This is a genomic window from Streptomyces sp. NPDC028298 (assembly GCF_055565895.1).
The window spans coordinates 1-26940 of sequence record NZ_JBVHTL010000003.1 but is presented as its reverse complement, the minus strand read 5'-3'; the positions used below and the strand labels follow the sequence as shown (position 1 = coordinate 26940).

The 26940-nt window shown below is 70.6% G+C and carries 24 protein-coding genes, 1 rRNA gene and 1 riboswitch; of the genes, 7 read left to right on the top strand and 18 right to left on the bottom strand.

Annotation, left to right across the window (positions count from 1 at the left end):
- Positions 1-16: 16 nt before the first annotated feature.
- Entirely contained in the window at positions 17-709 is a 693-nt protein-coding gene (locus ACZ4TO_RS15270; protein ID WP_468024388.1) for a pyridoxamine 5'-phosphate oxidase family protein, read from the top strand.
- A 242-nt stretch (positions 710-951) separates the two neighbouring features.
- Here ACZ4TO_RS15270 and ACZ4TO_RS15265 read toward each other — a convergent pair whose 3' ends face one another.
- The 3 genes from ACZ4TO_RS15265 to ACZ4TO_RS15255 form a co-directional block, all read right to left on the bottom strand.
- Positions 952-1950 (bottom strand): DMT family transporter, encoded by a 999-nt coding sequence (locus ACZ4TO_RS15265; RefSeq protein WP_468024387.1) that lies wholly within the window; start codon positions 1948-1950, stop codon positions 952-954.
- 202 nt (positions 1951-2152) lie between these two features.
- Positions 2153-3163, bottom strand: a complete 1011-nt coding sequence (locus ACZ4TO_RS15260; RefSeq protein WP_385040447.1) for an EamA family transporter — start codon at positions 3161-3163, stop codon at positions 2153-2155.
- Between the two features lie 112 nt (positions 3164-3275).
- Positions 3276-3821, bottom strand: coding sequence for a Clp protease N-terminal domain-containing protein (locus ACZ4TO_RS15255; RefSeq protein ID WP_468024386.1), 546 nt, complete (start codon positions 3819-3821; stop codon positions 3276-3278).
- A gap of 318 nt (positions 3822-4139) precedes the next feature.
- Between ACZ4TO_RS15255 and ACZ4TO_RS15250 the strand changes: the two genes are divergently transcribed.
- Positions 4140-4568 (top strand): type II toxin-antitoxin system Rv0910 family toxin, encoded by a 429-nt coding sequence (locus tag ACZ4TO_RS15250; RefSeq protein WP_382797034.1) that lies wholly within the window; start codon positions 4140-4142, stop codon positions 4566-4568.
- A gap of 108 nt (positions 4569-4676) precedes the next feature.
- Here the strand turns inward: ACZ4TO_RS15250 and ACZ4TO_RS15245 are convergent, their stop codons facing one another.
- Positions 4677-5354, bottom strand: coding sequence for a PadR family transcriptional regulator (locus ACZ4TO_RS15245; RefSeq protein ID WP_385040525.1), 678 nt, complete (start codon positions 5352-5354; stop codon positions 4677-4679).
- 163 nt (positions 5355-5517) lie between these two features.
- On the opposite strand from ACZ4TO_RS15245, the gene ACZ4TO_RS15240 reads away from it, so the two are divergent.
- Positions 5518-6327, top strand: coding sequence for a PhzF family phenazine biosynthesis protein (locus ACZ4TO_RS15240; RefSeq protein WP_468024385.1), 810 nt, complete (start codon positions 5518-5520; stop codon positions 6325-6327).
- 3 nt (positions 6328-6330) lie between these two features.
- On the opposite strand, the gene ACZ4TO_RS15235 is transcribed toward ACZ4TO_RS15240, so the two are convergent.
- Entirely contained in the window at positions 6331-7131 is an 801-nt protein-coding gene (locus ACZ4TO_RS15235; RefSeq protein ID WP_382797036.1) for a CPBP family intramembrane glutamic endopeptidase, read from the bottom strand.
- A gap of 184 nt (positions 7132-7315) precedes the next feature.
- Here ACZ4TO_RS15235 and ACZ4TO_RS15230 point away from each other — a divergent pair, with 184 nt between their 5' ends.
- Complete coding sequence (locus tag ACZ4TO_RS15230) at positions 7316-9073, top strand: VWA domain-containing protein (protein ID WP_468024384.1); 1758 nt, start codon at positions 7316-7318, stop codon at positions 9071-9073.
- A 36-nt stretch (positions 9074-9109) separates the two neighbouring features.
- Here the strand turns inward: ACZ4TO_RS15230 and ACZ4TO_RS15225 are convergent, their stop codons facing one another.
- Positions 9110-10627 (bottom strand): glutamate-cysteine ligase family protein, encoded by a 1518-nt coding sequence (locus ACZ4TO_RS15225; protein ID WP_382797039.1) that lies wholly within the window; start codon positions 10625-10627, stop codon positions 9110-9112.
- 539 nt (positions 10628-11166) lie between these two features.
- On the opposite strand from ACZ4TO_RS15225, the gene ACZ4TO_RS15220 reads away from it, so the two are divergent.
- Together ACZ4TO_RS15220 and ACZ4TO_RS15215 are read left to right on the top strand one after the other, a co-directional pair.
- Positions 11167-11751 (top strand): hypothetical protein, encoded by a 585-nt coding sequence (locus tag ACZ4TO_RS15220; RefSeq protein WP_382797041.1) that lies wholly within the window; start codon positions 11167-11169, stop codon positions 11749-11751.
- 394 nt (positions 11752-12145) lie between these two features.
- Positions 12146-12352 (top strand): DUF5999 family protein, encoded by a 207-nt coding sequence (locus ACZ4TO_RS15215; RefSeq protein ID WP_339128072.1) that lies wholly within the window; start codon positions 12146-12148, stop codon positions 12350-12352.
- Between the two features lie 136 nt (positions 12353-12488).
- Here the strand turns inward: ACZ4TO_RS15215 and gcvP are convergent, their stop codons facing one another.
- The gene (gene gcvP / locus ACZ4TO_RS15210; RefSeq protein ID WP_468024383.1) at positions 12489-15374 is read right to left on the bottom strand and encodes an aminomethyl-transferring glycine dehydrogenase; all 2886 of its coding nucleotides are present in this window, start codon (positions 15372-15374) and stop codon (positions 12489-12491) included.
- A 178-nt stretch (positions 15375-15552) separates the two neighbouring features.
- Positions 15553-15649: riboswitch (glycine riboswitch) on the bottom strand.
- Between the two features lie 114 nt (positions 15650-15763).
- Here gcvP and ACZ4TO_RS15205 point away from each other — a divergent pair.
- A complete protein-coding gene (locus tag ACZ4TO_RS15205; RefSeq protein ID WP_382797045.1) occupies positions 15764-16132 on the top strand; it encodes a PRC-barrel domain-containing protein in 369 nt (122 codons plus the stop codon).
- A gap of 196 nt (positions 16133-16328) precedes the next feature.
- Here the strand turns inward: ACZ4TO_RS15205 and ACZ4TO_RS15200 are convergent, their stop codons facing one another.
- The 11 genes from ACZ4TO_RS15200 to rrf all read right to left on the bottom strand — a co-directional run.
- Entirely contained in the window at positions 16329-17945 is a 1617-nt protein-coding gene (locus tag ACZ4TO_RS15200) for a DNA polymerase IV (protein ID WP_468024382.1), read from the bottom strand.
- 69 nt (positions 17946-18014) lie between these two features.
- Positions 18015-18689, bottom strand: coding sequence for a MerR family transcriptional regulator (locus tag ACZ4TO_RS15195; protein ID WP_382797049.1), 675 nt, complete (start codon positions 18687-18689; stop codon positions 18015-18017).
- Between the two features lie 214 nt (positions 18690-18903).
- Positions 18904-19377, bottom strand: a complete 474-nt coding sequence (locus tag ACZ4TO_RS15190; protein WP_006123076.1) for a bifunctional nuclease family protein — start codon at positions 19375-19377, stop codon at positions 18904-18906.
- An 86-nt stretch (positions 19378-19463) separates the two neighbouring features.
- Complete coding sequence (gene ftsR / locus ACZ4TO_RS15185) at positions 19464-20219, bottom strand: transcriptional regulator FtsR (RefSeq protein ID WP_382797050.1); 756 nt, start codon at positions 20217-20219, stop codon at positions 19464-19466.
- Positions 20220-20261: 42 nt separating this feature from the next.
- Complete coding sequence (locus ACZ4TO_RS15180) at positions 20262-21218, bottom strand: FHA domain-containing protein (protein ID WP_382797051.1); 957 nt, start codon at positions 21216-21218, stop codon at positions 20262-20264.
- A 61-nt stretch (positions 21219-21279) separates the two neighbouring features.
- Positions 21280-22125 (bottom strand): DUF881 domain-containing protein, encoded by an 846-nt coding sequence (locus ACZ4TO_RS15175; protein WP_382797053.1) that lies wholly within the window; start codon positions 22123-22125, stop codon positions 21280-21282.
- A gap of 5 nt (positions 22126-22130) precedes the next feature.
- On the bottom strand, positions 22131-22463 hold the full coding sequence (locus ACZ4TO_RS15170) for a small basic family protein (RefSeq protein ID WP_003988855.1): 333 nt from the start codon (positions 22461-22463) through the stop codon (positions 22131-22133).
- The gene (locus tag ACZ4TO_RS15165) at positions 22460-23356 is read right to left on the bottom strand and encodes a DUF881 domain-containing protein (protein ID WP_382797055.1); all 897 of its coding nucleotides are present in this window, start codon (positions 23354-23356) and stop codon (positions 22460-22462) included. The genes ACZ4TO_RS15170 and ACZ4TO_RS15165 overlap by 4 nt, the downstream gene beginning before the upstream one ends.
- Positions 23357-23463: 107 nt before the next feature.
- A complete protein-coding gene (locus ACZ4TO_RS15160; RefSeq protein WP_468024381.1) occupies positions 23464-25959 on the bottom strand; it encodes a sugar phosphate nucleotidyltransferase in 2496 nt (831 codons plus the stop codon).
- A gap of 115 nt (positions 25960-26074) precedes the next feature.
- Positions 26075-26683: a CDP-alcohol phosphatidyltransferase family protein gene (locus ACZ4TO_RS15155; RefSeq protein ID WP_382797059.1), complete on the bottom strand. Its 609-nt coding sequence runs from the start codon at positions 26681-26683 to the stop codon at positions 26075-26077.
- Between the two features lie 173 nt (positions 26684-26856).
- A 5S ribosomal RNA gene (gene rrf, locus ACZ4TO_RS15150) occupies positions 26857-26940 on the bottom strand; the annotation flags it as partial.

Sequence of the window (26940 nt, the reverse complement as noted above, 5' to 3'; positions counted from 1 at the left end):
TGCAATGGAGATGGCAATGTCGGAGACGATCACCCAGCAGCCGGGGCCGACGGCGTCCGCTGCCTACACCCCGACCGACCGCACTGTCCCCACCCGCTCCAAGGAACGCGCCGCGTACGACCGGGAGCTGGTGCACTCGATACTCGACGAGGGGTACATCTGCCATCTCGGCTTCGTCCGCGACGGCGCGCCCGTCGTTCTGCCCACGCTGTACGCGCGGGTCGGCGAGCGGCTCTACGTGCACGGGTCCACGGGTTCGCGTCCCCTGCGCATGGCGGGCGGGACCTATCCCGGGCTGGCCGTCTGCCTCACCGTGAGCCATGTCGACGGACTGGTGCTGGCCCGCTCGGCCTTCCACCACTCGATCAACTACCGCTCCGTAGTCGTGCACGGCATCGCCCACCAGGTGACGGATCCCGAGGAGAAGCGGCTGGCGCTGGACGCGCTGGTCGACCACGCCGTCCCGGGCCGCTCGGCCGACTCCCGTCCCGCCAACGCCAAGGAACTCGCGGCCACGGCCGTGATCAGCCTGGATCTCGACGAGGTCTCCGCCAAGCTGCGCACGGGCGGCCCGAGCGACGACCCCGAGGATCTCTCGCTCCCCCACTGGACCGGCGTGATCCCGCTGACCAAGGGCCACGGCGTCCCGGTCCCGGCGGACACCCTGGCACCGGGCATCGGCGTGCCGGACTACCTGACGGCCCTGTAGACCCCGGGGCGGGCGGTCGTCACGACACCCGCCGCGAACGACCCGGCCCGCCCGGCGCCGAGGACGGCACCGCCTCCCACTGGAACCGGTGCCGTCCTGGCCGCACCTGCGCACAGCGGCATCACACAGGCACGGGGCACACCCGCGTCAGGCGGCCCCACCCGGGCGCAGCCACCTCACGCGGGACGGCGGACGTCCAGCGTCCGGCGTCCCGCTTCCGGTGTCCCGCGTCCGGCGGGGGCTCACACGAGAAGTGCCTCCTCGGGCGCCGCGAGCCGTTCCGCGCCCGCGGCACGCGCCTCCGCCACCGCGAGTCCGGCGACCGAGCCGAGCATCAGCAGGGTGCCGACGAGTGTCGCCGCGGTGAGCCGCTCGCCGAGCAGACCGACGGCGAGCACGGCCGCGCAGACCGGTTCCAGAAGCATGATCACGGACACGGCGGCGGAGCGGACGACGGCGGCACCGGCGAAGAAGAGCGCGTAGGCCAGCGCGGTGGGCACGGCGGCGATGTAGGCCAGCAGCACCAGGAGACGGACGGGCTGGACGGCGTGCGGGAACAGCCCCTCGGCGACCCCGAGCGGCAGCAGGCACACGGTGGTGACGGCGAACGCCCACACGGTCGTGCTCGACCCGTCCACGCGGGAGTCGCGCCCCCACCACCGGGTGAGCAGCGTCATCGCGGAGTAGCCGGCCGCGGAGAGAACCGCGAGCAGGACGCCCCAGGGACGCACGGTGGCGTCCCCGCCGCCGAGGACCAGCACGCCGAGCCCGGTCAGCGCCCCCGCGACGGCGGCGATGCCACCCCGGCCGAGCCGCTCCCCCATGGTCAGCCGGGCGCCGAGGGCGATGAGGACGGGCCCCGCGCCCAGGGTGACGACGGTCGCGACCGCGAGGCCGGTCGCCTCGACGGCGGCGAAGTAGGCGGTCTGGAAGAGCGCCAGCCCGAGGCCGATCAGACCGATCCGCAGCGCTTTGCGGCCGAGCGGCTCTTGCAGGGCGTCGCGCTCCCCTCGCTCTTGGGGACGAGGGCGACGGCGCGGGCCACCGCGGCCACGCAGGCGTACGGCGAGCAGCAGGGCGAGTCCGCCCGCGCAGCGCCAGAAGGAGAGGGCGACCGGCCCCATGTCACTGGCCCGGTAGACCAGTGACGCGGCGGCGCCCGCGGTGCCCCAGGCGGCACCGGCGACGATCAGATAGAGCAGGCCTCGCCCGACGGGCAGGCCGACAGCGGTGTTCGACACGTGTTCTCTCCGCAGTTCCGCAGAAGTTCGGGAAGGGACCGCGTCGCAGCCCGTGCCGCGGGGGCACGGGTGTGCGGAAGGTCCTCGGACTTCTTCTGCGGGCAGCGCCGTTCCGCCCGGCACGGGGCCGGGCGGTGTTCCGGTACGCCCGCCTCAGGCGGCCGGAGGCGGAAGAACGAGCGTCGACGGCATGATCAGCACCTTAGACGGCCGTTCCGTGGGCCGACAACTCTCTCTCGGCGTCACCCGACCCGCTCGCGACCGGCTCCCGCGAGGGTTTCGCCGGGGCCGACGACTGCGCGATGAAGGCGCCGAGCAGCACGACGGCACCGCCCGCGATCTGGGGCGCCGAGAGGTGCTCGCCCAGCAGCACCCATGCCAGGACCGTGGCGATCACCGCTTCGAGACACGCCACGACACCCGCGACCTGCGGGGAGAGCCTGCGCACGGACAGGACGCCGGTGGCGTAGGCGACGACGGTCGCGACGAGGACGATCCAGCCGAGGAGCAGCGTGGCGGGCACGGACGTCCCGTTCATGTCCGCGCTGCCTCCGAGAACGGACCAGTGCATGGTCCAGGGGCGCGCGACCACGGTCAGGACGAGGGTGCCGACGAGAAGTCCGTACGCGATCACGCCCAGCGGGTCGGGTGCCTCGTCGCCCGCGTCGCTGCCCTGGTCGGACAGGACGAAGTAGCCGACCTGGCAGCAGGCGGCGCCCAGCGCGAGCAGGAGTCCGACGGCGTCGAAGCCGAGCCCCGACCACACCTCCACCACGCAGGCGAGTCCGCCGACCGCGAGGACGACTCCGAGTGCCGCGGCACGGGTGACGGGCCGGCGCTGCACGAAGCGCACCCAGCCGAGGACCAGCGCGGGGGCGAGGTACTCGACCAGGAGGGCGACGCCGACGGGAACACGGGAGATCGCGGCGAAGTAGCAGGCCTGGACACCGGCCACGCCGAGGAGACCGAAGCCGGCGAGCAGCGCGGGGCGTCGCTTGACCAGCCCCCGGTGCCGCACGGCGATCGGCAGCATGACGAGGGCGGCGCCGGCGACGCGGAGCCACACCACGTGGAGCGGGTCGAGTCCGGCCTCGATCAACGGCTTGGCCGCGACGCCGGATCCGCCGAAGGCGACCGCCGACACGAGCGCCAGGCCCAGACCGACGCCTCTCCCCTGGTTGTCCTGACTGCCCTGAGACGTATGCACGGCCACATGATGACAGGCGACGACATGACCGTCACCCCCAAAGACACCTGTCTCAACCGCTGGACCGGGGACAGGACATCCGCCTGGTGGCGTCCGTCCGGCGCGCTCCTCACCCCGGTCAGCCCGCGTCGCCCCGGCCCACACACTCCTCGTGTGCGCTCTCGACGCGCTCCCTCAGTCGCGGGAGGTCGACGCCGGCCCGTCCGAGGACCTCGACGGCCCGCGACCGGGGGTCGGCGACGATGGCCGCCAGCAGGTCGAGACCGCGGGCGCGCTCGTCACCACGCACCACGGCACGCTCGTACGCCTCCCCCATCGCGTCGGCCGCCACGGGGGACCAGCTCCCCCTGGCCGGGGCGGGCACCGCGCCGGAGTTCCGGACGGCGCTCTGCCAGCGGAGTCCGTAGCCGATGCTGCGCTGCACGAGATAGCCGAGCAGCCGGGCGAGCTGCGGCCCGTCCCCGAAGACGGCCCGCGCCTCGGGGTCGCACTCCAGCAGGGAGTGCAGCAGATGAGCCGTGTCGATCTGCCGGTCTCCGTCGCGCAGCGCTCTTCTGCGCGCGCCGGTGATCACCGGGGCCAGCTCCGCGCCGAGTCCGGCCTCGATGCCGGCATGCTTCGGTCCGCTCGTGGCGGCGGACTGCTCGGGAATGCGGGGCGGCACCTCTCCACCTCATCAGCCTCGCGGCCCGGGGTCATCGGCGGCGGGCAGCATCTTCGGATCCGACACAAGGTGGGCATCCCTGTGCGGTTCCTCCTCCTCGCGGATGACTTCGCGCCGATTTCCGCACGGCTGCGCGCGCCGCCTTCCCACACCTCCCCGTGGCCGGCGGCGCCCCCGTCCGCCCGCGCCGGAGCCGGGCCGTCCACCCCTCCACAATTCCTGACGGTTCATCAGTATTGAATGTTCCGGGGCCTGGAGCTACGTTCCGCGACACCGTAGCTGCGCCGGGCGCAGCGCCCGACACGAAGGGGTGGTCGCATGGCCGAAGTCAGCGCGGAGGCACGGATCGAGGCGCCCGCCGAGAAGATCTGGGCCCAGCTCACCGACTGGTCCGCCTACGGCGAGTGGAACGCGACGCACACCAACTTCCCGCAGGGCGGCCCGGAGAAGTTCGAGGTGGGCGGCACGTTCGCGGAGAACATGAAGCTCATGGGCTTCCCGGCCGAGGTCACCTGGACGATCGAGGAACTGGAGCCCGGCCGCGCGCTGGCCATCCGCGGCAAGGGCCCGATGTCGGTGAACGTCTCCACGCGCTACACGCTCACCCCCGACGACGACGCCACCTCGGTGCGGATCGACGGGGAGTTCACGGGTGCGGCGGTCTCGTTGATGGCCGGCAAGCTCAAGGACTCGGCGACCGCCGCCCTCGACGAGTCGCTGCGCAAGCTGGCCGGACTGGTGGCCTGAACCTCGCGCGTCCGCGCGCCGCCCGAGGCGGCGGACGGCCCCCCGTACACGGACAGGCGCCCCGCGGAAACGCTTCCACGGGGCGCCGGCAGGTACCACAGCACGCCGTCAGTCCTCGTCGGCGAGGATCAGGTACAGCTTCTTGCGGGCTTCGTTGATGACCGCCAGCGCCTTCTCGCGCTGACCCTTGCTGCCGGTCTTCCAGACCTGGCCGAAGGCCTCCATGAGACCGAAGCCGGCCTGCCGGATCTCGTGCAGCGTCTCCCAGTCGACCCCGCGCCCGGCCTCTTCCCAGGGCGCCTCGGGACCTTCGTCGGCCGCGCTGCGCCCCGGCTCGGTGAGCGAGAACAGCTTCTTGCCGCCCTCGGCCTCACTGATGATCAGGCCCTCGTCCTCCAGCATCTGAAGGGTCGGGTACACCGAACCCGGGCTGGGCTTCCACGCCCCGCCGCTGCGCTCGGCGATCTCCTGGATCATCTCGTAACCGTGCATGGGCCGGTCCTTGAGCAGGGCGAGGATCGACGCGCGTACGTCGCCGCGCCGCGCCCTGCCCCGGGGTCCGCCCCGGCCGCCGCGCCCGCCCCAGGGGCCCGGGCCGAAGCCGGGTCCGCCGAAGCCGAAGCCGGGACCGCCGGGTCCGCCGCCGGGACCGCCGGGACCGAAGGGCCCGAAAGCCCCCCGCAGCCCCTCGAAGCCGCCCCGACCCCGACGGCCGGGTCCGCCATGGTGTCCATGTCCGTGTCCGTGTTCGTGCTCGTATCCGAAGTCTTCTCCACGGGAACGCATCGCCATCACTCCACTCCATCGTTGATCGGTCGCGATGCGTCAACGATATATCGGTAGTGTTCGCATGACAACCCCCTGCCGAAATACCTCCCTCGCCGGCAGGGGGCCAGCCGGCCCCGATTGGCCTTGGCCGGTGGGCGCCCGGGACCGCTAGCTTCGGGACATGCGGATTCGTATCGTCGACGCCTTCACCGACCGCCCCTTCGCCGGGAACCCGGCCGGGGTCCTCCTCCTCGACTCCTTCCCCGACGACGCCTGGCTCCAGAACGTGGCCCGGGAGGTCAACCACGCGGAGACGGCGTTCACCCACCGGCTCCCGGAGGGCGGCGAGGCGGACTGGGCGCTGCGCTGGTTCACCCCCGCCACCGAGGTGGCCCTGTGCGGACACGCGACCCTCGCCGCGGCGCACGTCCTGACCACCACAGGCGCCCATCGGGGCCCGGTGCGCTTCGCCACGCGCAGCGGTGTCCTCGTCGCCACCCCCGAGGCCGACGGCTCGATCACCCTCGACTTCCCGACGGCGCCCCTCACCCCGGTCGAGATCCCCGACGGTGTCGCCGAGGCCCTCGGCGCCGAACCGCTGCGCACCCTCGACACCGGCCCGAACACCGGTGACCTGCTGGTCGAGGTCGCCGACGAGAAGACGGTCCGCGCCCTCGCCCCGGACCACAGGGCACTCGCCCGCCACTCCGAGCGCGGCGTCATCGCGACCGCACGCGCCGAGGACCCTTCACGGGGCTACGACTTCGTCTCCCGCGGCTTCTTCCCGAACGTCGGCATCGACGAGGACCCGGTCACCGGCAGCGCCCACACGGCCCTGGCCCCGTTCTGGTCGGAGCGCCTCGGCCGCCGGGCCCTCACCGGACTGCAGGCCTCCCCGCGCTCCGGCCTGGTCCGCACCGAGGTGCGCGGGGAACGGACCCTGCTCTCGGGCCACGCGGTCACGGTCATCGAGGGCGAGCTGCTCGTCTGACGATCACGCGGTCGGGAGCCATCCCACCTTGCCCGCGAGCAGCGCGTACCCCACGAAGGCACCGATGTCGAGCAGCGAATGGGCGACCACGAGCGGCCCGACCCGGCCCCAACGCCGGTACAGATAGACGAAGACCACGCCCATCACCATGTTGCCGACGAACCCGCCGATGCCCTGGTAGAGGTGGTACGAACCGCGCAGCACCGCACTCGCCATCAGCGCCGTCCCGGGCGTCCAGCCCAACTGGCCGAGCCGCCGCAGCAGATACCCGACGACGATGACCTCCTCCAGCACGGCGTTCTGCACGGCCGACAGGATGAGCACCGGATACTTCCACCAGACGTCCGGCAACGCCTCGGGCACCACCGTGAGGTTGGCGCCGAACCCGCGCGCCGCAAGGTAGAAGGCGATTCCGGTGCTCCCGATCACCGCCGCGACCAGGGCGCCGCGTCCGAGGTCCGGCCAGGGACGCGTACGGTCGAAGCCGATCACGCGCATCCCCTGGCCCTCGCGGATCAGCAGGTGCGCGACGAGCGCGACCGGCACCAGCGCGGACGCGATGCCGAAGAGCTGCCAGGCCAGGTCGAGCCAGGGACGGCCCGGCGCCGCCGAGGCGTTGAGGGTGGCCGCCTGATCCTTGAGCCCGCCGGGTTTCGTGACCGATCCGACGAAACTGATGAGCGCTGACACGCCGCTCGCCCCGAGCGACAGGGCCAGGACGAGCAGCGTCTCGTCCCGGAGAATCCGTCGGGTCAGCCTCTCGGCCGGAAAAGAATCGGCCACCGGTCCCGCCTCCACCTGCACTCCCGCCTCCAGTTGGGTATTCCCGCCGCATCCCCGTCCGCGCCCCGCTAGGGTCTCGAAAGAAGTTACGAAGATCGTGCGCGACAGGCCGTCGGGGGGCGGGCACCGTACGGGGCCTGCGTCCCCCTTCCCCTGTTCCGCGGCTGTCTCACGGCTCAGGCTCACCCGGGAGGACCTCACCGTCATGGGACGACACAGCTTGCCCGATGCTCGACGGGCGGGCTCCGCCGACCCCCGGATCCGCGCGCGCCGCCGCAACACGGCCCTCGCGACGGCACTCGTCCTCACCGTCGTCGGAGGCACGGCCGCCGCGATCCACGGGGGGCTGTTCTCCCTCGGGAGCTCCTGCGAGGACGACGTGGTGCACATCGAGGTGGCCGCCTCCCCGGACATCGCGCCCGCGCTCAGGGCCATCGCCGAGGACGCCCGCGAGAAGGACGTCACCTCCGACGGCCGCTGTCTCGACGTCGGCGTGACCGCCCGCGAGTCGTACGAGGTCGCCGCCTCGCTCGGGAAGGGCGAGAAGTCCGACGTGCAGGTGTGGGTGCCGGACTCCGACGCGTGGGTGGACCGCGTCACCGGCACCAGCGCCGCCACGCAGGTCACCAGCCTGGGCAACGTCGCCTCCTCACCCGTAGGCGTCGCCGTGGTCCCGTCGGCCGCCAAGGCACTGGGCTGGCCCGACAAGACGTACACCTGGACCGAGCTGGCCGGCGACTCGACACGGGCCAGGAAGCTACGGCTGGGCGCGGTCGACCCCGCCCGCAGCTCGCCGGGACTGCTCGCGCTGGCACGGATCAGCGCGGCCGCCTCGGGCGTCAAGGACGGCGACGTCCGGGCGGCGGCCCTGGCCAAGGCGCTCTCGCACCGCACCTCCGGCAGCGACACCGCGCTCCTGGACACCCTGCCCCGCGACGGCTCGGACGGCGCCGACAGCAATCAGGCCCTGATCCTCTCCGAGCAGGCCGCGTTCGCGCACAACAGCGCTCAGGACGGCGGTCAGGACCTCGACCTGTTCTACCCCAAGGACGGCTCGCCGCTGCTCGACTACCCGTACACGCTGGTCGACGAGCCCGGACTGAGCACGGACGAGGGCCGCGCGGCCCTGCGGTTCATGACCCTGCTCGGCGAGGCGGCACCCCGGCAGTTCCTGCGGCTGTTCGGGTTCCGCACCGACGCGGAGAGCCCGGCGGCCACACTCGTCGCCGAGGCCGGCGGCAGGTCGCCGCAGCCGTACGCGCGCGTCCTGGCCGACTCCTCGTCGAAGGGCGCGGTCCAGGAGGCCCTCGGGATGTGGACGATCACCGTGGAGAGCGCCCGGATCACGACGGTCGTCGACGCCTCCTCCTCCATGGGCGTGACACTGCCGGGCGACGGGCGGTCCCGTATGGACGTCACCAAGGAATCCCTGCTCCAGGCCCTCGCCACCTTCACCGCCGAGGACGAGATCGGGCTGTGGAAGTTCTCCACCAAGCTCGACGGCGACAAGGACTACCGCGTCCTCGTACCGACCGAGCGACTCGGCGACAGCAAGAAGAAGGGCAGCCAGCGCGCGAGACTGACCGCCGCCTTCTCCTCCCTGAAGCCGGTCCCGCACGGAGAGACCGGTCTGTACGACACCACGCTCGCCGCGTACAAGGAGGCCGTCGCCTCCTACACGAAGGGCCGGTTCAACGCGCTCGTCGTCCTCACGGACGGGGTCAACCGCGACCCCGGCAGCATCTCCCGGTCCGAACTCATCACCGAGCTGCAGAAGCTGGCCGACCCGGAGCGCCCGGTGCCGCTCATCGCCATCGCGGTGGGCCCGGACAGCGACCGGCGGGAGGTCGACGAGATCGCCAGGGCGACCGGCGGCTCCGGCCAGCGCGTCAACGAGCCCTCACAGATCCACGCGGCGATGCTCAAGGCGATCACGGCGGCGGGCGCCGGAACCCCGGACTGACCGCTCCCGGCGCGACGTCGGGCGCACCGCCTCGCGTCACCCCAGCGGAACCGGCTCCGGCAGCCCGACCGGCCATGTGTGCACGGGCTCGCCGAGATGCATCAGCTCGCCGTAGCGCCGCGTCGTCGCGGCCAGCGCGGCCTCCCGGCCGAGCCCCTTCTCCAGGGCCCGGTGGAAGGTCGCCGCCTGCCAGGTCGCGCCGTTGACGCGCAGCCGGCACCGGTCCTCGATCACGCCGAGGTAGAGGTCACGGTCGGCGGGCTCGATGCCCCACGCGTCCAGGCCCGCGGCGGCCAGCGGCAGCAACTCGTCGCGCACCAGGTTCGCCGCGTCCACCTGCGCGGTCCCGCCGTAACGGCCGCGCCGCGGCCACTCCAGGCGGGCCTCGATGCCGTGCCGGCAGGCCTCGTCGAAGTTCGCCGCGGCCGCCTCGAAGGACATCCGGGTCCACACCGGACGCTGCTCCTCGGCGAGCGCGCGGACCAGGCCGTAGTAGAAGGCCGCGTTGGCGATGACGTCGGTGACGGTCGGTCCGGCGGGCAGCACCCGGTTCTCGACCCGCAGATGCGGGACGCCGTCGGCGATCCCGTACACGGGCCGGTTCCAGCGGTACACCGTGCCGTTGTGCAGCACCAGTTCGGCCAGCTTGGGCACGCCCCCGGCGTCGAGGACGCCGAGCGGGTCCTCCTCGTCGCAGAAGGGCAGCAGGGGCGGGAAGAACCGCAGGTTCTCCTCGAAGAGGTCGTACGCCGAGGTGACCCACCGTTCGCCGAACCAGGTGCGCGGCCGGACCCCTTGCGCCTGCAGCTCCGGCGGCCGGGTGTCGGTGGACTGCTGGAAGAGCGGGGGCCTCGACTCGCGCCACAGCTCGCGCCCGAACAGGAAGGGCGAGTTGGCGCCGATCGCGACCTGCGCGGCCGCCACCGCCTGCGCGGCGTTCCACACGTCCGCGAACCGGCCCGGTGTGACCTGGAGGTGCAACTGCACCGAGGTGCAGGCGGCTTCGGGCGCGATGGACGTCGACCTGCAGACCAGGCGCTCCACCCCGTCGATGTCGAGTGCGAAATCCTCCCCGCGCGCGGCCACGATCTGATCGTTGAGCAGCATGTAGCGGTCGGCCTCCGACAGGTTGGAGGACACCAGATCGTCCTGCCCGAGCGTCGGCAGAATACCGATCATGACGATTCCGGCGTCGACCTCGCTGGCTTTCCGGTGGGCATACGCGAGCGAGGTGCGGATCTCCTCGGCGAGCCGGTCGAATACCCGGCCGCCCAGCCGGTGTGGGGCTATGTTGACTTCCAGGTTGAACATGGCGAGTTCTGTTTGGAAGTCGCGGCTCGCAATCCTTTCGAGAACCTGCCCGTTCATCATTCTGGGCATGCCGTCAGGACCCGCGAGATTCAATTCGATCTCCAGGCCCATCAGGTTCTTCGGACGGTCGAACCTCTTCTCCTCCAGCAGTCGCTCCAGCCCCGTCAGACACTGTCGGAGCTTGTCGCGGTGGCGCTGCCGATCGGACAGGCCGAACGTCCCTGCCACGACCTTCTCCCCCATCGAAGTGTCCCTCCTCGGATGGGCAGGCCGAGTTACGGCCCTGGCGTCCCGGGTCACGGGGGATGATGCCCAGGCAACACGATCCATAACGTCCCGCGCGGGCTCTTCGACCGCTAGTCTGGACATCGGCCCCGGGCACATTCACCGGGCATGGAGCATTCAGCAAGTTTACCGGCCGGAACGATCTCGTGAAAAACGCCGACGAGAATCGGCCGACCGCTCGGGCGAAGCATTCCGAGGTCACCGCGTTTCGATCGCGCAGAACCGGGAGGAATCCCGCATTTCGCCGACCGGATATCGACTTGTTCTTCGAATTCGCGACGACTAGACGAAACACCGCCTGAACACGCGTCGTATAAACTCCGCTACCGAGGCAGAGAGTTGGCGCTCGCGGTCCTAGGTCCTGTCGTCACGGTGACGGCGGCAGGCGACACCCTGTCGGCAGATCCAGACCCCTCGCCCCTCTGACCCGAGAGCTGACAGCGCCGTCCGCCCCCGCCCTCGCGCCACTGTGCCTGTCGAATGAGAGGCGACCCACCATGCCGCTGCACGTACCCCCGGCTCCCGCGCCCGCCCTGCGCACCGTACTCACGGCACTCGGTTCCCCCACCGCTGTCCGCGAAGCCCGTACCCCGTCCCTGCGCCTGGCGCAGGGACCCGTCACCCCCGAACTCCCGCTGCCCGTCCACGTCCTGGACCGCATCACCCCCGCGGGCGCCTCCGCCACCCGGCTCGCCGGGTGGCGTTTCCTCATCCGTAGCGGCGACCGCGCGGTGGCCGCCGCCGACACCATGCTGACCCCGGACGGCTGGGCCTTCTCGCGCTTCTTCGAGGGCCCGTACATCGCCGCCACCGAACGCGCCCTGCGACAGGCCGAGACCATGCAACAGCCCTACCAGGCGCGGCTGCTGTCCGTGCCGGAGCTGTACATGCTGACGCTCTGGCTGCACGGCGACTGCACGGCGGACGGCGCCACCGGCCATCCGGCCGCCACCGACCTCCTCGTCCCGCTCGCACCCGCCCCGCCCGGCATCGCCGCGCACCGGCCGCACCTCGTCGCCGAACTGCTGCCGGTCCTCACCCACCGGGTCACGCCGGCACCGCTCCTCAGCTCGCCCGCCTGAACCTCCGATCCTCGCGTCCGTGCCCCGCAGCCGTGCCCCACACGGGTAAACCTGCCGCGGGGCACGGCGCTGTCGCGAACCCGGAGCAGGGTTCGCTCGTTAGCGCTGAAGGCCGCTCGTACGAGGGGAAACGCGCTCCACGCCCAACCGGACTAGCCCGATCCGGCCACCTCGAACCACCCGAAAGGACGGCGCAGTTGGGGTGAACCCTCCGCACGGGTGATGCGTCATCAACCTGTGAGAAGCGGTGCCCTCAAATCCCTGCGGATCGGCGCCCGTGGGGCAACACTGGGGTCAGACCACACACCAACGGGGGGCGGCGATGAGTACCTCGAGCCGCAAGACAGACACCACAGCCATCACTCACATCTCGACCCAGCGAAAGATCCCATCCATGTGCCAGCACCAGCCACTGTGTCCCGCAGCCGAATCAGCCGACCGGGAGTCCGCCCGCCTTGTGGCGCATCACCCGGAGCAGGGATGGAGCCTGCTGTGCAACGGCGTTCTGCTCTTCGAGGACACCGGTGAGCTCCTGCCGGACGGGCAGATCATCGCCCCGCACCGCCCGCTGGGCGGCGCGCCGGTGATGACGGCCGCCTGAGCCGCACGACCCCGGGCGGCCGTGACAGGCCGCCCAGACACACGAGGGGCCGGCCCGGAGACGTACTCTCCGAACCGGCCCCGACGCATGTCCGAGGACGATCACTCCTCGTAGGCGTCCGCGTGCCGAGCGCTGATCAGTCCTCGTAGGCGTCCAGCGGCGGGCAGGAGCAGACGAGGTTCCGGTCGCCGTAGGCCTGGTCGATGCGGCGCACCGGCGGCCAGTACTTGTCGGCGGCCGAGACACCGGCCGGGAAGACGGCCTCCTCGCGGCTGTACGCGTGCTCCCAGTCGCCACCGAGCGCGGCGGCCGTGTGCGGCGCCCCGCGCAGCGGGTTGTCGTCCACGGACCATTCGCCGCCGCCGACCTTCTCGATCTCCGCGCGGATCGCGATCATCGCGTCGCAGAACCGGTCGACCTCGCCCAGGTCCTCGGACTCGGTCGGCTCGATCATCAGCGTGCCGGCCACCGGGAACGACATCGTCGGCGCGTGGAAGCCGTAGTCGATCAGGCGCTTGGCGATGTCGTCGACGCTGACGCCGGTCGCCTTGGTCAGCGGGCGCAGGTCGATGATGCACTCGTGCGCGACCAGACCGCCGGGGCCCGTGTACAGCACCGGGTAGTGCGGCTCCAGGCGCTTGGCGATGTAGTTGGCGGACAGGACGGCCACCTGCGTGGCGCGCTTGAGTCCCTCGCCGCCCATCAGGCGGACGTACGACCAGGAGATGGGCAGGATGCCCGCGGAGCCCCAGGGAGCGGCCGAGATCGGGCCGACGCCCGTCTCGGGACCGGCCTCGGGCTGGAGCGGGTGGTTCGGGAGGTACGGCGCCAGGTGGGCGCGCACACCGACCGGGCCGACGCCGGGGCCGCCGCCGCCGTGCGGGATGCAGAAGGTCTTGTGCAGGTTCAGGTGCGAGACGTCGCCGCCGAAGTGACCCGGCTTGGCGAGACCCACCAGGGCGTTCAGGTTGGCGCCGTCGACGTAGACCTGGCCGCCGGCCTCGTGCACCTGGGCGCAGATGTCGGCGACGTGCTCCTCGAACACACCGTGTGTCGAGGGGTACGTGATCATCAGCACCGACAGTTCGTCGCGGTACTGCTCGATCTTGGCGCGCAGGTCCTGGACGTCGATCTCACCGTCGTCCGCGGTCTTCACGACGACGACCTTCATGCCGGCCATCACGGCGCTGGCGGCGTTGGTGCCGTGCGCGGAGGACGGGATGAGGCACACCGTGCGCTGGTCGTCGCCGTTGGCGCGGTGGTAGCCGCGGACGGCCAGCAGACCGGCCAGCTCGCCCTGCGAACCGGCGTTGGGCTGGAGCGAGACCTTGTCGTAGCCGGTGACCTCGGCGAGCTGGTCCTCCAGCTCGTGGATCAGCGTCAGGTAGCCCTGTGCCTGCTCGGCGGGGACGAAGGGGTGGAGCTGCCCGAACTCGGGCCAGGTCACCGACTCCATCTCGGTGGTCGCGTTGAGCTTCATGGTGCAGGAGCCCAGCGGGATCATGCCGCGGTCGAGCGCGTAGTCGCGGTCGGAGAGCTTGCGCAGGTAGCGCAGCATCGCCGTCTCGGAGCGGTGGTCGTGGAACACCGGGTGCGTGAGGTACGCGTCGGTGCGCAGCAGCGCGTCCGGCAGGGTGTCCTCGGTGCTCGCGTCCAGCGCCTCGACGTCGCCCAGGACACCGAACGCGCTCCACACGGCGGTGAGCTGCTCGCGCGTGGTCGTCTCGTCGCACGAGATCGACACCAGGTCGGCGTCGACGAGGCGGAGGTTGACGCCGTTGTCGCGGGCGGCGGCGACGATCGCCGCGGCGCGGCCCGGGACCCGCACGGTGAGCGTGTCGAAGTAGGCGCCGTGGACGACGTCGACACCGCCGGCGGTGAGCCCGGCGGCCAGCACCGTGGCGTAGCGGTGGGTACGCCGCGCGATGGTCCGCAGGCCCTCGGGGCCGTGGTAGACGGCGTACATGCCGGCCATCACGGCGAGCAGCACCTGGGCGGTGCAGATGTTGCTGGTCGCCTTCTCGCGGCGGATGTGCTGCTCGCGCGTCTGCAGGGCGAGGCGGTACGCCTTGTGCCCGTCCGCGTCCACGGACACGCCGACCAGCCGGCCGGGAAGGCTGCGCGCGAACTTCTCGCGGACCGCCATGTATCCGGCGTGCGGACCACCGAAGCCCATCGGCACGCCGAAGCGCTGCGTCGTACCGACCGCGATGTCCGCGCCGAGCTCGCCGGGCGAGGTCAGCAGGGTCAGGGCGAGCAGATCGGCGGCGACCGTGACGACGGCGCCCAGCTCGTGCGCCTGCTCGATGATCGGCTTGATGTCGCGTACGGCACCGGAGGCGCCGGGGTACTGGATCAGCACGCCGTTGATCTCGCGCCCGGCGAGGTCGGCCGGGATGCCGTCGGCGAGGTCGGCGACGACGATCTCGACGCCGGTCGGCTCAGCGCGGGTCTCTATGACGGCGATGGTCTGCGGCAGCGCGTCCGCGTCGACCAGGAAGAGACCCTTCTTGTTCTTGCCCATGCGGCGGGACAGCGCCATGGCCTCGGCGGCGGCAGTGCCCTCGTCGAGGAGGGAGGCGCCGGAGGTCGGCAGCCCGGACAGCTCGGCGACGACGGTCTGGAAGTTCAGCAGCGCCTCGAGTCGGCCCTGCGAGATCTCCGGCTGGTACGGCGTGTACGCGGTGTACCAGGCCGGGTTCTCCATGACGTTGCGCAGGATCACCGGCGGCGTGAACGTGCCGTAGTAACCCAGGCCGATCATGGAACCGAGCACCTGGTTGCGGTCCGCGAGGGAGCGGAGCTCGGCCAGTACCTCGGCCTCGGTGCGCGCGGCCGGCAGGTTCAGGGCCTCGACGTTCTTGATCACGTCCGGCACCGCGGCGGCCGTCAGCTCGTCGAGCGAGCCGTAACCGACCTGCGCGAGCATCTTGGCCCGTGCTTCGGAGTCGGGTCCGATGTGGCGCTGCTCGAAGGGGATTCCCTGTTCGAGCTCGGAGAGCGGAATGCGAGGGGCGGTCATGGCGGAGGCCTCCTGGTCTGACGCGACCTTCGAGGGGCACCCCGGCACGGGTACCCCGACGGCCTCCCCCTCTGTCATCTCAACCTGAGAGTTTCACCGGATGGTCCCGCGGACGACCCGGCTTTCACCGTCGGTGAGAGCGGAGGCCATCGACACCCGCCCTGCTTTCCAGAGTGACCTCGTCCGTGCGGTACGTGAGCCTGAGAGATTCCGGGGAGGAGTTGCTCCTTCGGCGCCTCCGACGAAATTCCGGAGGACTCTCCCGCACGGGATCAGCAGCCGCTTGCCAGCCTACCAGCGAGGACAAGACGACAGCCTTCGAGTGGCCGCCTTCACAAAAGTGCCCTTTTGTAGTACTTACGGATGAGTTTGCGACCACTGGAGGGACCGTGCAGACCGACATCGATCCGCGCAACCTGATCGGCCGCAAGGCGTTCGACAGCAACGGCACCAAGATCGGCACGATCGACGAGGTCTACCTCGACGACGCGACCGGTGTCCCGGAGTGGGCGGCCATACGTACGGGGCTGTTCAGCAGGGACGCCTTCGTACCCCTGGAGCCCAGCGAGATCGTCGAGGGGACCTTGCGCATCCCCTTCGACCGGGCCCTGATCAAGGACGCCCCCGACTTCGGCGTCGGGCGCCACCTCTCCCCCGAGCAGGAGCTCCAGCTCTACCACCACTACGGCCTCGACGTGGCGTCCCCGCCCCCGCCGGACCGCGACTTCGGCCACCTGGCGGGCTCGGAAGACCCCTGATCCCGGGATCCCGCCCGCACCTACAGCCCGGCCCTGAGGCTCCGCACCCCAGCTTCCGGGCCGGCGGCCGTCCCAGACCTCCGCGCCCCGACCTCAGGGTCCGACGACGGGGGCCTCGGCGTTCCGCCTTCCGGGACGGGCAGGTCGGAGCTCCGGGGTCCGGGACGGCCGGGTCGACGCTTCGAGCTCCGGCTTCTCAGACGGACAGGTCGGCGATCCGGGTTCCGGGTTCCCGGAAGGACAGGTCGACGCTCCGAGTCCCGGGCTCCGGGACTGCCGACTCGGCGCTCCTGGCTCCGGCTTCCCGGACGGACGGCTCGGCGCTCCGGGGGCCGGCTTCCTGGACGGACGTCCCGTGGTGGCGCGCCCCTGCCTGGGCCGCCGGCGCGGGGCCCTGGGCCTCCGGACCCTGCGGCCCCGATGACCCGGGGCCGGACGGCGCCCCGTCGGCCGCCTCGGGTCTTCGCTCCACCAGCGGCAGCGGGTCGGCCGGTTCGAGCAGCGGATCGTCCGTCCGGAAGGTCCGCACCCGGCCGGGCTCGGAGTACGGCGTCTCGAACCGCACGGTGACCCGCCCGAGCCCGCTCCCCTGCACCCAGCCGTGCCCGTACTCGGCATGCCGCACGTCGTGCCCGGAGGGCCATCTCCGCTCGGTCGGCGGCGCCGGCTCGGCCACGGCGGCCGCCTGGGCCGGTTCGTCCGCGGCGTGGTCCTCGGCCACCGGCTCCCCCACGGCCGCGGCCTGCGCCTGCGCGAACAGGTCCTCCTGCGTGTAGTCGGCGAGCCCGGAGACACCGACCCCCAGCAGCCGGACGCCACCCGTCGTGTCCACGCCCTCCAGCAGCCGGGCGGCGGCCTCCCGGACGACCCCGGGGTCGTCCGTGGGTCCCCGCAGCGTCTCGGACCGCGTCAGCGTCGAGAAGTCGTACCGGCGGACCTTCAGCACGATGGTCCGCCCCGACAGCCCGGCCCCGCGCAGCCGCCGCACGCACCGGTCAGCGAGCCGCTGCACCTCGAGCTCCACCCGGACCCGGTCGTGGATGTCCACGTCGTACGTGTCCTCGACCGACACCGACTTGGTCTCCCGCTCGGCCACCACGGGCCGCTCGTCGTGGGCCAGCGCCATCGCGAACAGCGCGTGCCCGTGAGCCTTCCCCAGGAGGCGTACGAGCTCGTCCTCGCCCGCCTCGGCGAGCTCCTCGACGCTGTTGATGCCGGCCCGGCGCAGATGGTCGCCCGTGGCGGGCCCCACGCCCGGCAGCGTCCGCACCGGCATCGGGCCCAGCAGCGCCCGCTCGGTGCCCGGCTCGATCAGGACGAGACCGTCGGGCTTGGCCTGCTCCGAGGCGATCTTCGCCAGCATCTTGGAGGCCGCCAGACCCACCGATCCCGTGAGCCCCGTGACGGCCCGGATGTCCGCGCGCAGTTTGACGCCGGCCAGCCGCGCCGACGCCTCGTCCCACGCCGCCCCGCCCGCCTCCAGGTCCACGAACGCCTCGTCCAGGCTCAGCGGCTCCACCAGCGGCGACAGGGCCCGCAGCAGCCCCATCACCTGCTCGCTGATCTCTCGGTACAACCCGAAGCGCGGCACGAGGTAGGCGGCGTTCGGTGCGCGCCTGCGGGCCTGGGCCATGGGCATCGCGGAGTTCACCCCGAAGACGCGTGCCTCGTACGACGCGGTGGCGACGACTCCGCGGGGTCCGAGCCCGCCCACGACGACGGCCTTCCCGCGCAGGCTCGGCTTGGACGCCTGCTCCGCCGAGGCGAAGAAGGCATCCATGTCGAGATGCAGGATCGTGGGCGCGGTTCTCACATCTCCGATGCTGCCCTACGCCACTGACAATGCCCCGGCTCACCGGGGCATCGCGTCATCGCACGCGGCTCACACCGCACGGTTGCGCCTGCGCGCCAGTTCGTCCGCGGGATGGTGCGAGAGGAGAGTCTCGCCGGTGTCCACACGCTCTCCGTGCAACTGGGACAGAGCCCCCTCGACGTCCCGCCACACCACGCCCACGGCGATGCCGAAGACGCCCTGGCCGCCCTGAAGCAGCGCGTGGACCTCGTCCGGGGAGGTGCACTCGTAGACCGTCGCGCCGTCGCTCATGAGCGTCATGCGCTCCAGGTCCTGGAAACCGCGCTCCCTGAGGTGCTGGACCGTGGTGCGGATGTTCTGGAGCGACACCCCGGTGTCGAGGAACCGCTTGACGATCTTGAGGACCACCACGTCCCGGAAGCTGTAGAGGCGCTGCGTCCCCGACCCGTAGGCGGGACGCACGCTGGGCTCGACCAGTCCGGTCCGCGCCCAGTAGTCGAGCTGTCGGTAGGTGATGCCCGCGGCGGCGCACGCCGTGGGTCCTCGGTAACCGACCTCCTCGGGAACCGTCCCTCCCTCGTCGGGCACTGCTGCCGGCCGGACCGGAACCTGTTCGGCCGCGCTGCCGTGATGGGGGCGCCCCCTGCTCGAGCCGAGCCGAGAGCTTGGGGGAGGGTACGGGCCGCTCTCTCCCGGACCGTGTCCGGGAGCACCCCCAGCCGTACCGTCGCCGCTGCTTCTCACGCCGACCTCCGTCCTTGACCTGCCTTCTCGACGGTAGGCAGTCACCAGGGGCGCGTCAACGATCGCCACACTCGGCACGCCGAGTGATAATCACCCTAAGAGTGGTTTCCCGTGCCCTACCGCGGGGAAAGGCTAGCCGAATGCTCTCGGCGCGGGCCGCGGCACACCACACTCGCCCCGGGCAATTGCCGCCCGCGAGAGCCGCCCGGCCGGCTCACTGGCTGTTGGTACCGAAGTCCTCGGGCGAGATCTGGTCGAGGAACTCGCGGAACTTCTCCACCTCGTCCTCCTGCTCGTCCGGGATCGCGATCCCCGCGTCGTCGAGCACCCCGTCGCTGCCGTAGATGGGCGTTCCGGTGCGCAGCGCCAGCGCTATGGCGTCGGACGGTCTGGCACTCACCTCGACCCCGCTGGCGAAGACGAGCTCGGCGTAGAAGACGCCCTCACGCAGGTCGGTGATGCGTACTTCGGTGAGTTCCTGGCCGACGGCCTCCAGCACGTCCTTGAACAGGTCGTGGGTCAGCGGTCGGGCGGGGGCCATGCCCTGCTGAGCGAAGGCGATCGCCGTCGCCTCCCCCGGTCCGATCCAGATGGGGAGGTAGCGGTCGCCTCCCACTTCACGCAGAAGCACGATCGGTTGGTTGGAGGGCATTTCGACCCGGACACCTACGACATCGAGCTCGTTCACACAGCAACCCTAGGCCGTGCCCGGGACGTTTGGGTAGTCGGGCACAGAACGGGTGGACGATCCACAGCCTGCGCCGGGGGCGCGGATCAGCGCAGACGCACGCCCAGCGCGGTCTGCACGAGCGCCGCGTGCAGCTTCACCGTGAGCCCCGCGAGTTCCTTCGTACGGGCTTCCGCGTGCGCCCGGGTCTGCGGATTGCGGTGGCGCCGCAGCGGGGCGACCACCTGGTCCACCAGTCCCGCGTCACGCTCGGCCGCGGCCTTCATCGCCCTCAGATGGCGCGGCTCGATCCCGAAGCGTCCCAGCTCGACGACGAGCGCGGCGACGGTCACCGCCTCCGCGTCGTAGACACCGTCGGGCAGCGGGCCGATCAGTCCGTACGACTCCCACTCCTGGAGCTGCTGCTCACCGATCTCGGCGGCGGCCAGCAGCTCCTCACGGCCCACCCGGGCCACCGTGGGGCCCTCGGGCTCGCCGTAGAGCTCCCCGTGGGGTTCCTGCTCCCCCGCCTCGCGCTGGCGGCCCACGGAGGGCAGACGCACCTGCTCACCGCGAGCCATCGCGTCCAGGTGCTCGCGGATCACCTTCAGCGGAAGGTAGTGGTCACGCTGCATGCGCAGCACGTGGCCGAGGCGCTCGACGTCGTCCGGGCTGAACTTGCGATACCCCGACGGGGTCCGCTGCGGCTCGACGAGCCCCTCCGACTCCAGGAATCTGATCTTGGAGATGGTGACTTCGGGGAACTCGTCGCGCAGCAGACTCAGCACCGCTCCGATGCTCATCAGCCCACTGTCCGCGGCGGCGGTACCGCTACCGGCACCGCCGCTCGGTGTTTGAAGCATGGACATTCCCTCGGTGGCCCCCCGGACGGAGTTGGGGGAGGGTCAGATGCCCCGCTGGCTCGCGTAGAACACCAGCCGGTACTTGCCGATCTGCACCTCGTCACCGTTCGACAGAGGCACCTGGTCGATCCGCTCCCGGTTGACGTACGTGCCGTTCAGGCTGCCGACGTCGGCGACCGTGAACGAACCGTCCGCGACACGACGGAACTCCACATGCCGGCGCGACACCGTCACGTCGTCGAGGAAGATGTCGCTCTGCGGATGACGCCCCGCCGTGGTCAGCTCACCGTCCAGCAGGAAGCGGCTGCCCGAGTTGGGGCCACGGCGCACCACCAGGAGCGCCGAACCAACCGGCAGCGCGTCCACGGCCGCCTGCGCCTCCGGGGAGAGCATCGGCGACGGCGTCTGGCCCGTCACCTCGGCGTCGTAGGCCTCGATGCCGGAGATGGAGATCGTGGACGTCGTCTCCGACGGACGCTCGGGTCCGCCCCGCAGCGGCGCACCGCAGTTGGAACAGAACCGGCTGTTCTCCGCGTTGCGGTTCCCGCACCTCGTACACACCTGGGCCGACATGGACGGATCCTCCTGCCGCGGCTGCCCACCAGGGGCATGGGACGCATACGGGTCGGAGGCATACCCTCCGCCCGCGCTCGAGGCTGACGGTTCTCCGAAACCTATGCGGCCGGGCTGGCCAGGGTCAACAGACGACGCGCCCTGACCACCGGGGCCGCCGACCTGGTCCCGGAACAGCGGACGGTCGCCGCTCTGCGCCTCCGCGTCCCCTTGGCGCGGTGCGCGATGACGGGCAGCCGCGTTGTCGCCGCTGTCCTCTCGCGAGCTCTTGCCGAACAACTTCGCAAACAACTTCACGGGCGATTCCCCTTGACCGAAACAGACCCGCCCGTGGGGCAGGACGAACCCTGATTGAACACACCGGTCGACCCGGACATCCTCACAACGTCCGTATCCACCAGACAGTTTCCACCACGCACCACCCATTCGGTGCGCCGACCCCCCGCAACCTCCTGCCCTCGCCCGACGACCGGCATCCGACCGCCGTTCACCGGGAGGACGACCGAGCGTAGTCAGGCCGCTCCGCCGGTCGCAAGGCATCTACGACGATCTTCGTCGAGCGGTCCACCGTGACGGTGGCCTGCTCCTTCTCCAGTGTCTGCACCACGCCTCCCGGGATGTTCAGCGCCGGCTCGAGGTCCTGCGGCTTGCCGATGACCTTGAAACGATAGGGCTGGGTGATCTTGTTCCCGTCGACCTTCACTCCGCTCCCGGAGTCGGAGAGATAGGTACCGGCGACCACGCGCACGCCGTTCACCTGGATCGCCTCCGCACCGGCGGCGCGCAGCTCCTGGATGGCGTCGAGCAGCATGTCCGCCTTGACCGTCCCCTTCGGGTCGTCGATGGTCAACGTGATGCCGGGCCCCTGAGCGGCCACGGTGCCCGCCAGGATGCCGAGTTGCTTCTCCTTCTCGACCGTCTGCTTGCGGGCCTCCTCGGCCTGGTCCGAGCTGTTCTCCAGCTCGGTGCGCTGATCCTCGAGACCCTGCTTCTCGTCCTCAAGACGCTGAGTCCGGCTGTCGAGTTCATCGAGAATGCGCACGAGATCTTCCTGGCGCGCGCCGCGCAGCGCGCTGTCGCCGTCGCTGTTGGACGCCACCTGGACGGCCAGCCCGAATCCCAGGCCGAACAGCAGCACCGCGACGATGAGTTGGGCACGCGACACCCGCGGCGGCCACAGCCCCTTGACCAGCCTCTGACGGCCGGACAGCGTCGGCGTGCCACTGTCCTCGGCCACCTGCGGCCCGGTCTCCTCGGCGGCCGCCGGTACCTCCTCCGGCAGCTCCCGGCGCAGCGGGTTGTCGGGGCTCTCGGCTTCGTTCTCGTCGCTCATCGGCCTCACGCCCGGAACACGTGCCGGCGGATGGCCGCGGCATTGGAGAAGATCCGGATGCCGAGGACGACCACGACACCCGTGGAGAGCTGCGCACCCACGCCCAGCTTGTCCCCCAGGAAGACGATCAGCGCGGCGACGACCACGTTCGACAGGAACGAGACCACGAAGACCTTGTCGTCGAAGATGCCGTCGAGCATCGCGCGCAGACCGCCGAACACGGCGTCGAGCGCCGCCACGACGGCGATCGGAAGGTAAGGCTCGACGACCGCCGGAACCTCGGGCCGGACCAACAGTCCAGCCACGACTCCCACGACGAGGCCCAGTACGGCGATCACGGTGTGCCCTTCTCTGTTCTCGGCTCTGCTGTACGTACGATCACACTCGGTGCGGCGGACAAGCGGACGTCCGCCTCGACGGAGATGCCGGTCCTGATGCCGTAGTTCTCCTGCAGGGCATGCAGATACAGCCCGTCGGCGCTGTTCTGGAACCTGGTGCTGAGCCTTTGGCCGTCCCCCACCGCGAGCACCGTGTACGGCGGCACCAGCGGCTTGTTGTCGACCAGTATCGCGTCACCCGCGGCCCTGATGGCCGACAGAGCGGTCAGCCGCTGCCCGTTGACGGAGATGGCCTCCGCGCCCGACTCCCACAGACCGTTGACCACGCGCTGCATGTCGCGGTCCCGTACCCGTCCGGTGTCGGAGAATCCCGAGGTCTCCCGCGGATTGGTGCCGTCACCGCCCGTACTGGCTTCCTTGGCGTCGTTGACGACGAGTTTCACGCCCGGTCCGTGCACATCGGTGGCACCGGACAGGATGCTCACCAGGTCGGCCTGCTCTCCGCCGTCCTTCTTCAGCGCCGCGCGCTGGCGGGCGCTGACGTCGGCGCGCAGGGTGTCGACGCCGTTCTCCAGCTTGTCCGCGGCCGCAGTCTCACGCTCGATGCGGTCGATGAGCTCCTGGCGCTCCTTGGCGACGACAGGGGCCGCGAGCCGCGCGTTGGCCGCTCCCACGGTGACCACGAGCGCGGCGAGCACCAGACCCGCGGCGAGCCCCACCTTGGCCCGGAGGGTCTTCGGCAGGCCACCGGCGCCGTCGGCCTGTCTGCGGGCCGCCGCCTCGGCGTAACCCTCGTCGAGGCTGTGGTCCATGACGTTGGTGAGCAGCGACATGGAGGCGTCCGGGCGCGAGGGGCGCGGAGCGCTGCTCCGAACGGGGGGCTGCTGCGGCATGCCGCACATCGTCGCACGTCGCGGGTACTACCTCCGAATGGCCCCACCAACGTGCCGGACAGGCCCCCTTGGGGGCACTTGTCCGACACGTACGGGTGAAGAGTGTTTCAGCGGCCGGCGCTGTCCACAACAGCCGCCCATTCGTCGAGCAGAACCTCCGCGGAGGCGTCGTCCGGACCTTCCGCCCACAGGTGGGTGACGGCCTCGGCGGGGTCGGGCAGCACCATCACCCAGCGTCCGTCCGTCTCCACGACCCGGACGCCGTCCGTGGTGTCCACGAAGCGGTCTCCCGCCTCCTCCACGACCCGGCGCATGACCAGACCCTTGACGGCCCACGGAGTCGCGAGATCCCGCTTGAGGACGTGCGCCCGCGGAATCCGGGCGTCGATCTGGCTGAGCGTGAGCTGCGTCCGCGCCACCAGACCGATGAGCCGTACGAAGGCCGCCGCGCCGTCGAAGACGCCGCTGAACTCGGGGATGATGAAGCCGCCGCGCGCGTCGCCGCCGAAGATCGTCGACTCCTCGCGGCCGACCCGGGTCAGGTCGTCGGGCGACGTGGTCGTCCACTCCACCTGCGTGCCGTGGTACGCGGCCACCTGTTCGGCGATCCGCGTGGTCGTGACCGGCAGCGCCACCCGCCCGCTGCGCCGCTCCGCGGCCACCAGGTCCAGCATCACGAGCAGGGCCCGGTCGTCCTCGACGATCCGTCCCTTCTCGTCGACGAGGGAGAGCCGCTCGCCCACCGGGTCGAAGCGCACTCCGAACGCGGCCCGCGCGGACGCGACGATCTCACCCAGCCGCACCAGGCCGGCCCGCCGGGTCTCGGCCGTCTCGGTCGGCCTGGACTCGTCGAGACCCGGATTGATGGTCAGGGAGTCCACGCCGAGCTTGCCCAGCAGGCTGGGCAGCACCAGTCCGGCACTGCCGTTGGAGGCGTCGACGACCACCTTCAGACCGGAATCCGCGATCCCGGTGGTGTCGACGTTCCGGAGCAGCGATCCCGTGTACGAGTCGAAGACGCTGCCGGGGAAGTGCAGATCGCCGATCTCGCCGGGGAAGGCGCGCCGGTACTCCTGCCGCGCGAACACCCGGTCCAGCTTCCGCTGCCCACCCTGCGACAGGTCGGCGCCCTGCCCGTCGAAGAACATGATGTCGACGGAGTCCGGCACTCCCGGGGTCGTCCGGATCATGATGCCGCCGGCGCTGCCCCGGGCCGTCTGCTGCCGCGCCACGGGCAGCGGTACGTTCTCCAGGTCGCGTACGTCGATGGCGCTGGTCTGCAACGCGGAGATCACCGCTCGCTTCAGTGCGCGGGCACCTCGGGAGTGGTCGCGCGCCGTGGTGACGGTGGAGCCCTTCTTTAGGGTCGTCGCGTAGGCCCCTGCCAGACGCACCACCAGTTCCGGGGTGATCTCGACGTTCAGGATCCCGGAGACACCGCGGGCGCCGAAGAGGTGGGCCTGGCCGCGCGACTCCCAGATCACCGAGGTGTTGACGAAGGCGCCGGCCTCGATGGTCTTGAACGGGTAGACACGGACGTTGCCCTGAATGATCGATTCTTCACCGACGAGGCATTCGTCGCCGATCACGGCGCCGTCCTCGATGCGGGCGGCCCTCATGATGTCGGTGTTCTTTCCGACCACACAGCCGCGCAGGTTGCTGTGCTGCCCGATGTACACGTTGTCGTGCACGACGGCTCGGTGCAGGAACGCGCCATTCTTGACGACGACGTTGGAGCCCACGACGGTGTGCTCGCGGATCTCGGAGTTCGCCTCGACCTTGGCGTAGTCACCGATGTAGAGCGGCCCACGCAGCACGGCGTCGGGATGCACCTCGGCGCCCTCCGCCACCCAGACGCCCGGGGAGATCTCGAACCCGTCGAGTTCGACGTCGACCTTGCCCTCCAGGACGTCGGCCTGGGCCTTCACATAGCTCTCGTGCGTGCCGACGTCCTCCCAGTAGCCCTCGGCGATGTAGCCGTAGATGGGCTTGCCTTCCTTCATGAGCTGCGGGAAGACGTCGCCGGACCAGTCGACGGAGACATCGGCCTCGACGTAGTCGAAGACTTCGGGCTCCATGACGTAGATGCCCGTGTTCACGGTGTCCGAGAAGACCTGGCCCCAGGTCGGCTTCTCCAGGAAGCGTTCGACCTTGCCTTCCTCGTCCACGATGGTGATGCCGAATTCCAGCGGATTGGGCACGCGCGTCAGACAGACGGTGACGAGCGCGCCCTTCTCCTTGTGGAAGTTGATGAGTTCGGTGAGGTCGAAGTCGGTGAGGGCATCACCGGAGATGACGAGGAAGGCGTCGTCCTTCAACGCCTCCTCGGCGTTCTTGACGCTCCCGGCGGTACCGAGTGGCTTCTCCTCATTGGCATAGGTGAGCTCCATACCGAGCTCTTCACCGTCACCGAAGTAGTTCTTGACCATTGAGGCCAGGAACTGGACGGTGACCACGGTTTCGTTGAGCCCATGCCTTTTCAGCAGCCTGAGCACATGCTCCATGATCGGGCGGTTCACCACCGGCAGGAGCGGCTTGGGCATGCTCGAGGTCATCGGACGAAGGCGTGTGCCTTCGCCTCCGGCCATCACGACGGCCTTCATGTCGGAAGCGTCCTCCTTGAAGAGACGACGGTACAGCCGACTTCACCCGTCCTGATTGTCCCGCAGATTTCGGGCGGGGGCCATCGGGGCACCACTGCGCCCAATCGGGCCGAGCTCAATCGGTCATGGCGTCCGCCCGGATCAACCGGCGGACCTGCACCACGTAGAGGACTCCTGCCCACCAATAGAGGGTTGTACCCCACCCGGCGAACGCCCATCCGAAAATGGCGCCGAGTGTCGCGATCCAACCGCTCGCGTCACTGAGCAGCAGCAACGGGAAGGCGTACATCAGGTTGAAGGTGGCTGCCTTCCCGAGGAAGTTCACCTGCGGCGGCGGATAGCCGTGGCGCCGGAGGATCCACACCATCACCAGCAGAACCAGCTCGCGCGCGAGAAGTGCGGCCGTGAGCCAGATCGGGAGAATCTCGCGCCAGGTGAGTCCGACGAGCGTGGACAGAATGTAGAGCCGGTCGGCCGCGGGATCCAGCAGCCGGCCGAGGCTGCTGATCTGGTTCCAGCGCCGGGCGAGCTTGCCGTCCAGATAGTCGCTGATACCGCTCAGCATGAGGACGAGCAGCGCCCAGCCGTCGCTGTTGGGGCCGCCGAACTCCGGCCTGAGGATCAACCACAGGAAGAGGGGCACGCCGGCGAGACGCGCCATGCTGAGGATGTTCGGGATGGTGAGGACCCGGTTCGTCTGAACGCGGGTCTCCTGGACCTCCACCCGGGGGCCTCCTGTGGGAAACGAGCCAACGATGCTCCCTGACCTTACCCGCAGCCCGGACGGGTCGGCGCAGAGGGGGCAGGCAGAGGCGAAACGTCTTCCGGAATTTCTGCCGGAAAACAAAAAAGCTCCGGCTCTCGGGATGAATCCCGAGAGCCGGAGCTCTAAATTTAGTTCGGCGGCGTCCTACTCTCCCACAGGGTCCCCCCTGCAGTACCATCGGCGCTGTGAGGCTTAGCTTCCGGGTTCGGAATGTA

Bases quoted from the DNA above. Each gene is read 5' to 3' on its own strand.
- ACZ4TO_RS15270 (WP_468024388.1), top strand. From the start codon at position 17: ATGTCGGAGACGATCACCCAGCAGCCGGGGCCGACGGCGTCCGCTGCC.
- ACZ4TO_RS15215 (WP_339128072.1), top strand. From the start codon at position 12,146: ATGTGCCAGCACCAGCCACTGTGTCCCGCAGCCGAATCAGCCGACCGG.
- ACZ4TO_RS15225 (WP_382797039.1), bottom strand. From the start codon at position 10,627: ATGGGGGAGAAGGTCGTGGCAGGGACGTTCGGCCTGTCCGATCGGCAG.
- ACZ4TO_RS15180 (WP_382797051.1), bottom strand. From the start codon at position 21,218: ATGGGTGGTGCGTGGTGGAAACTGTCTGGTGGATACGGACGTTGTGAG.
- ACZ4TO_RS15230 (WP_468024384.1), top strand. From the start codon at position 7,316: ATGGGACGACACAGCTTGCCCGATGCTCGACGGGCGGGCTCCGCCGAC.
- ACZ4TO_RS15165 (WP_382797055.1), bottom strand. From the start codon at position 23,356: ATGCCGCAGCAGCCCCCCGTTCGGAGCAGCGCTCCGCGCCCCTCGCGC.
- ACZ4TO_RS15245 (WP_385040525.1), bottom strand. From the start codon at position 5,354: ATGCGTTCCCGTGGAGAAGACTTCGGATACGAGCACGAACACGGACAC.
- ACZ4TO_RS15250 (WP_382797034.1), top strand. From the start codon at position 4,140: ATGGCCGAAGTCAGCGCGGAGGCACGGATCGAGGCGCCCGCCGAGAAG.
- ftsR (WP_382797050.1), bottom strand. From the start codon at position 20,219: ATGCTTCAAACACCGAGCGGCGGTGCCGGTAGCGGTACCGCCGCCGCG.
- gcvP (WP_468024383.1), bottom strand. From the start codon at position 15,374: ATGACCGCCCCTCGCATTCCGCTCTCCGAGCTCGAACAGGGAATCCCC.
- ACZ4TO_RS15220 (WP_382797041.1), top strand. From the start codon at position 11,167: ATGCCGCTGCACGTACCCCCGGCTCCCGCGCCCGCCCTGCGCACCGTA.
- ACZ4TO_RS15175 (WP_382797053.1), bottom strand. From the start codon at position 22,125: ATGAGCGACGAGAACGAAGCCGAGAGCCCCGACAACCCGCTGCGCCGG.
- ACZ4TO_RS15160 (WP_468024381.1), bottom strand. From the start codon at position 25,959: ATGAAGGCCGTCGTGATGGCCGGAGGCGAAGGCACACGCCTTCGTCCG.
- ACZ4TO_RS15240 (WP_468024385.1), top strand. From the start codon at position 5,518: ATGCGGATTCGTATCGTCGACGCCTTCACCGACCGCCCCTTCGCCGGG.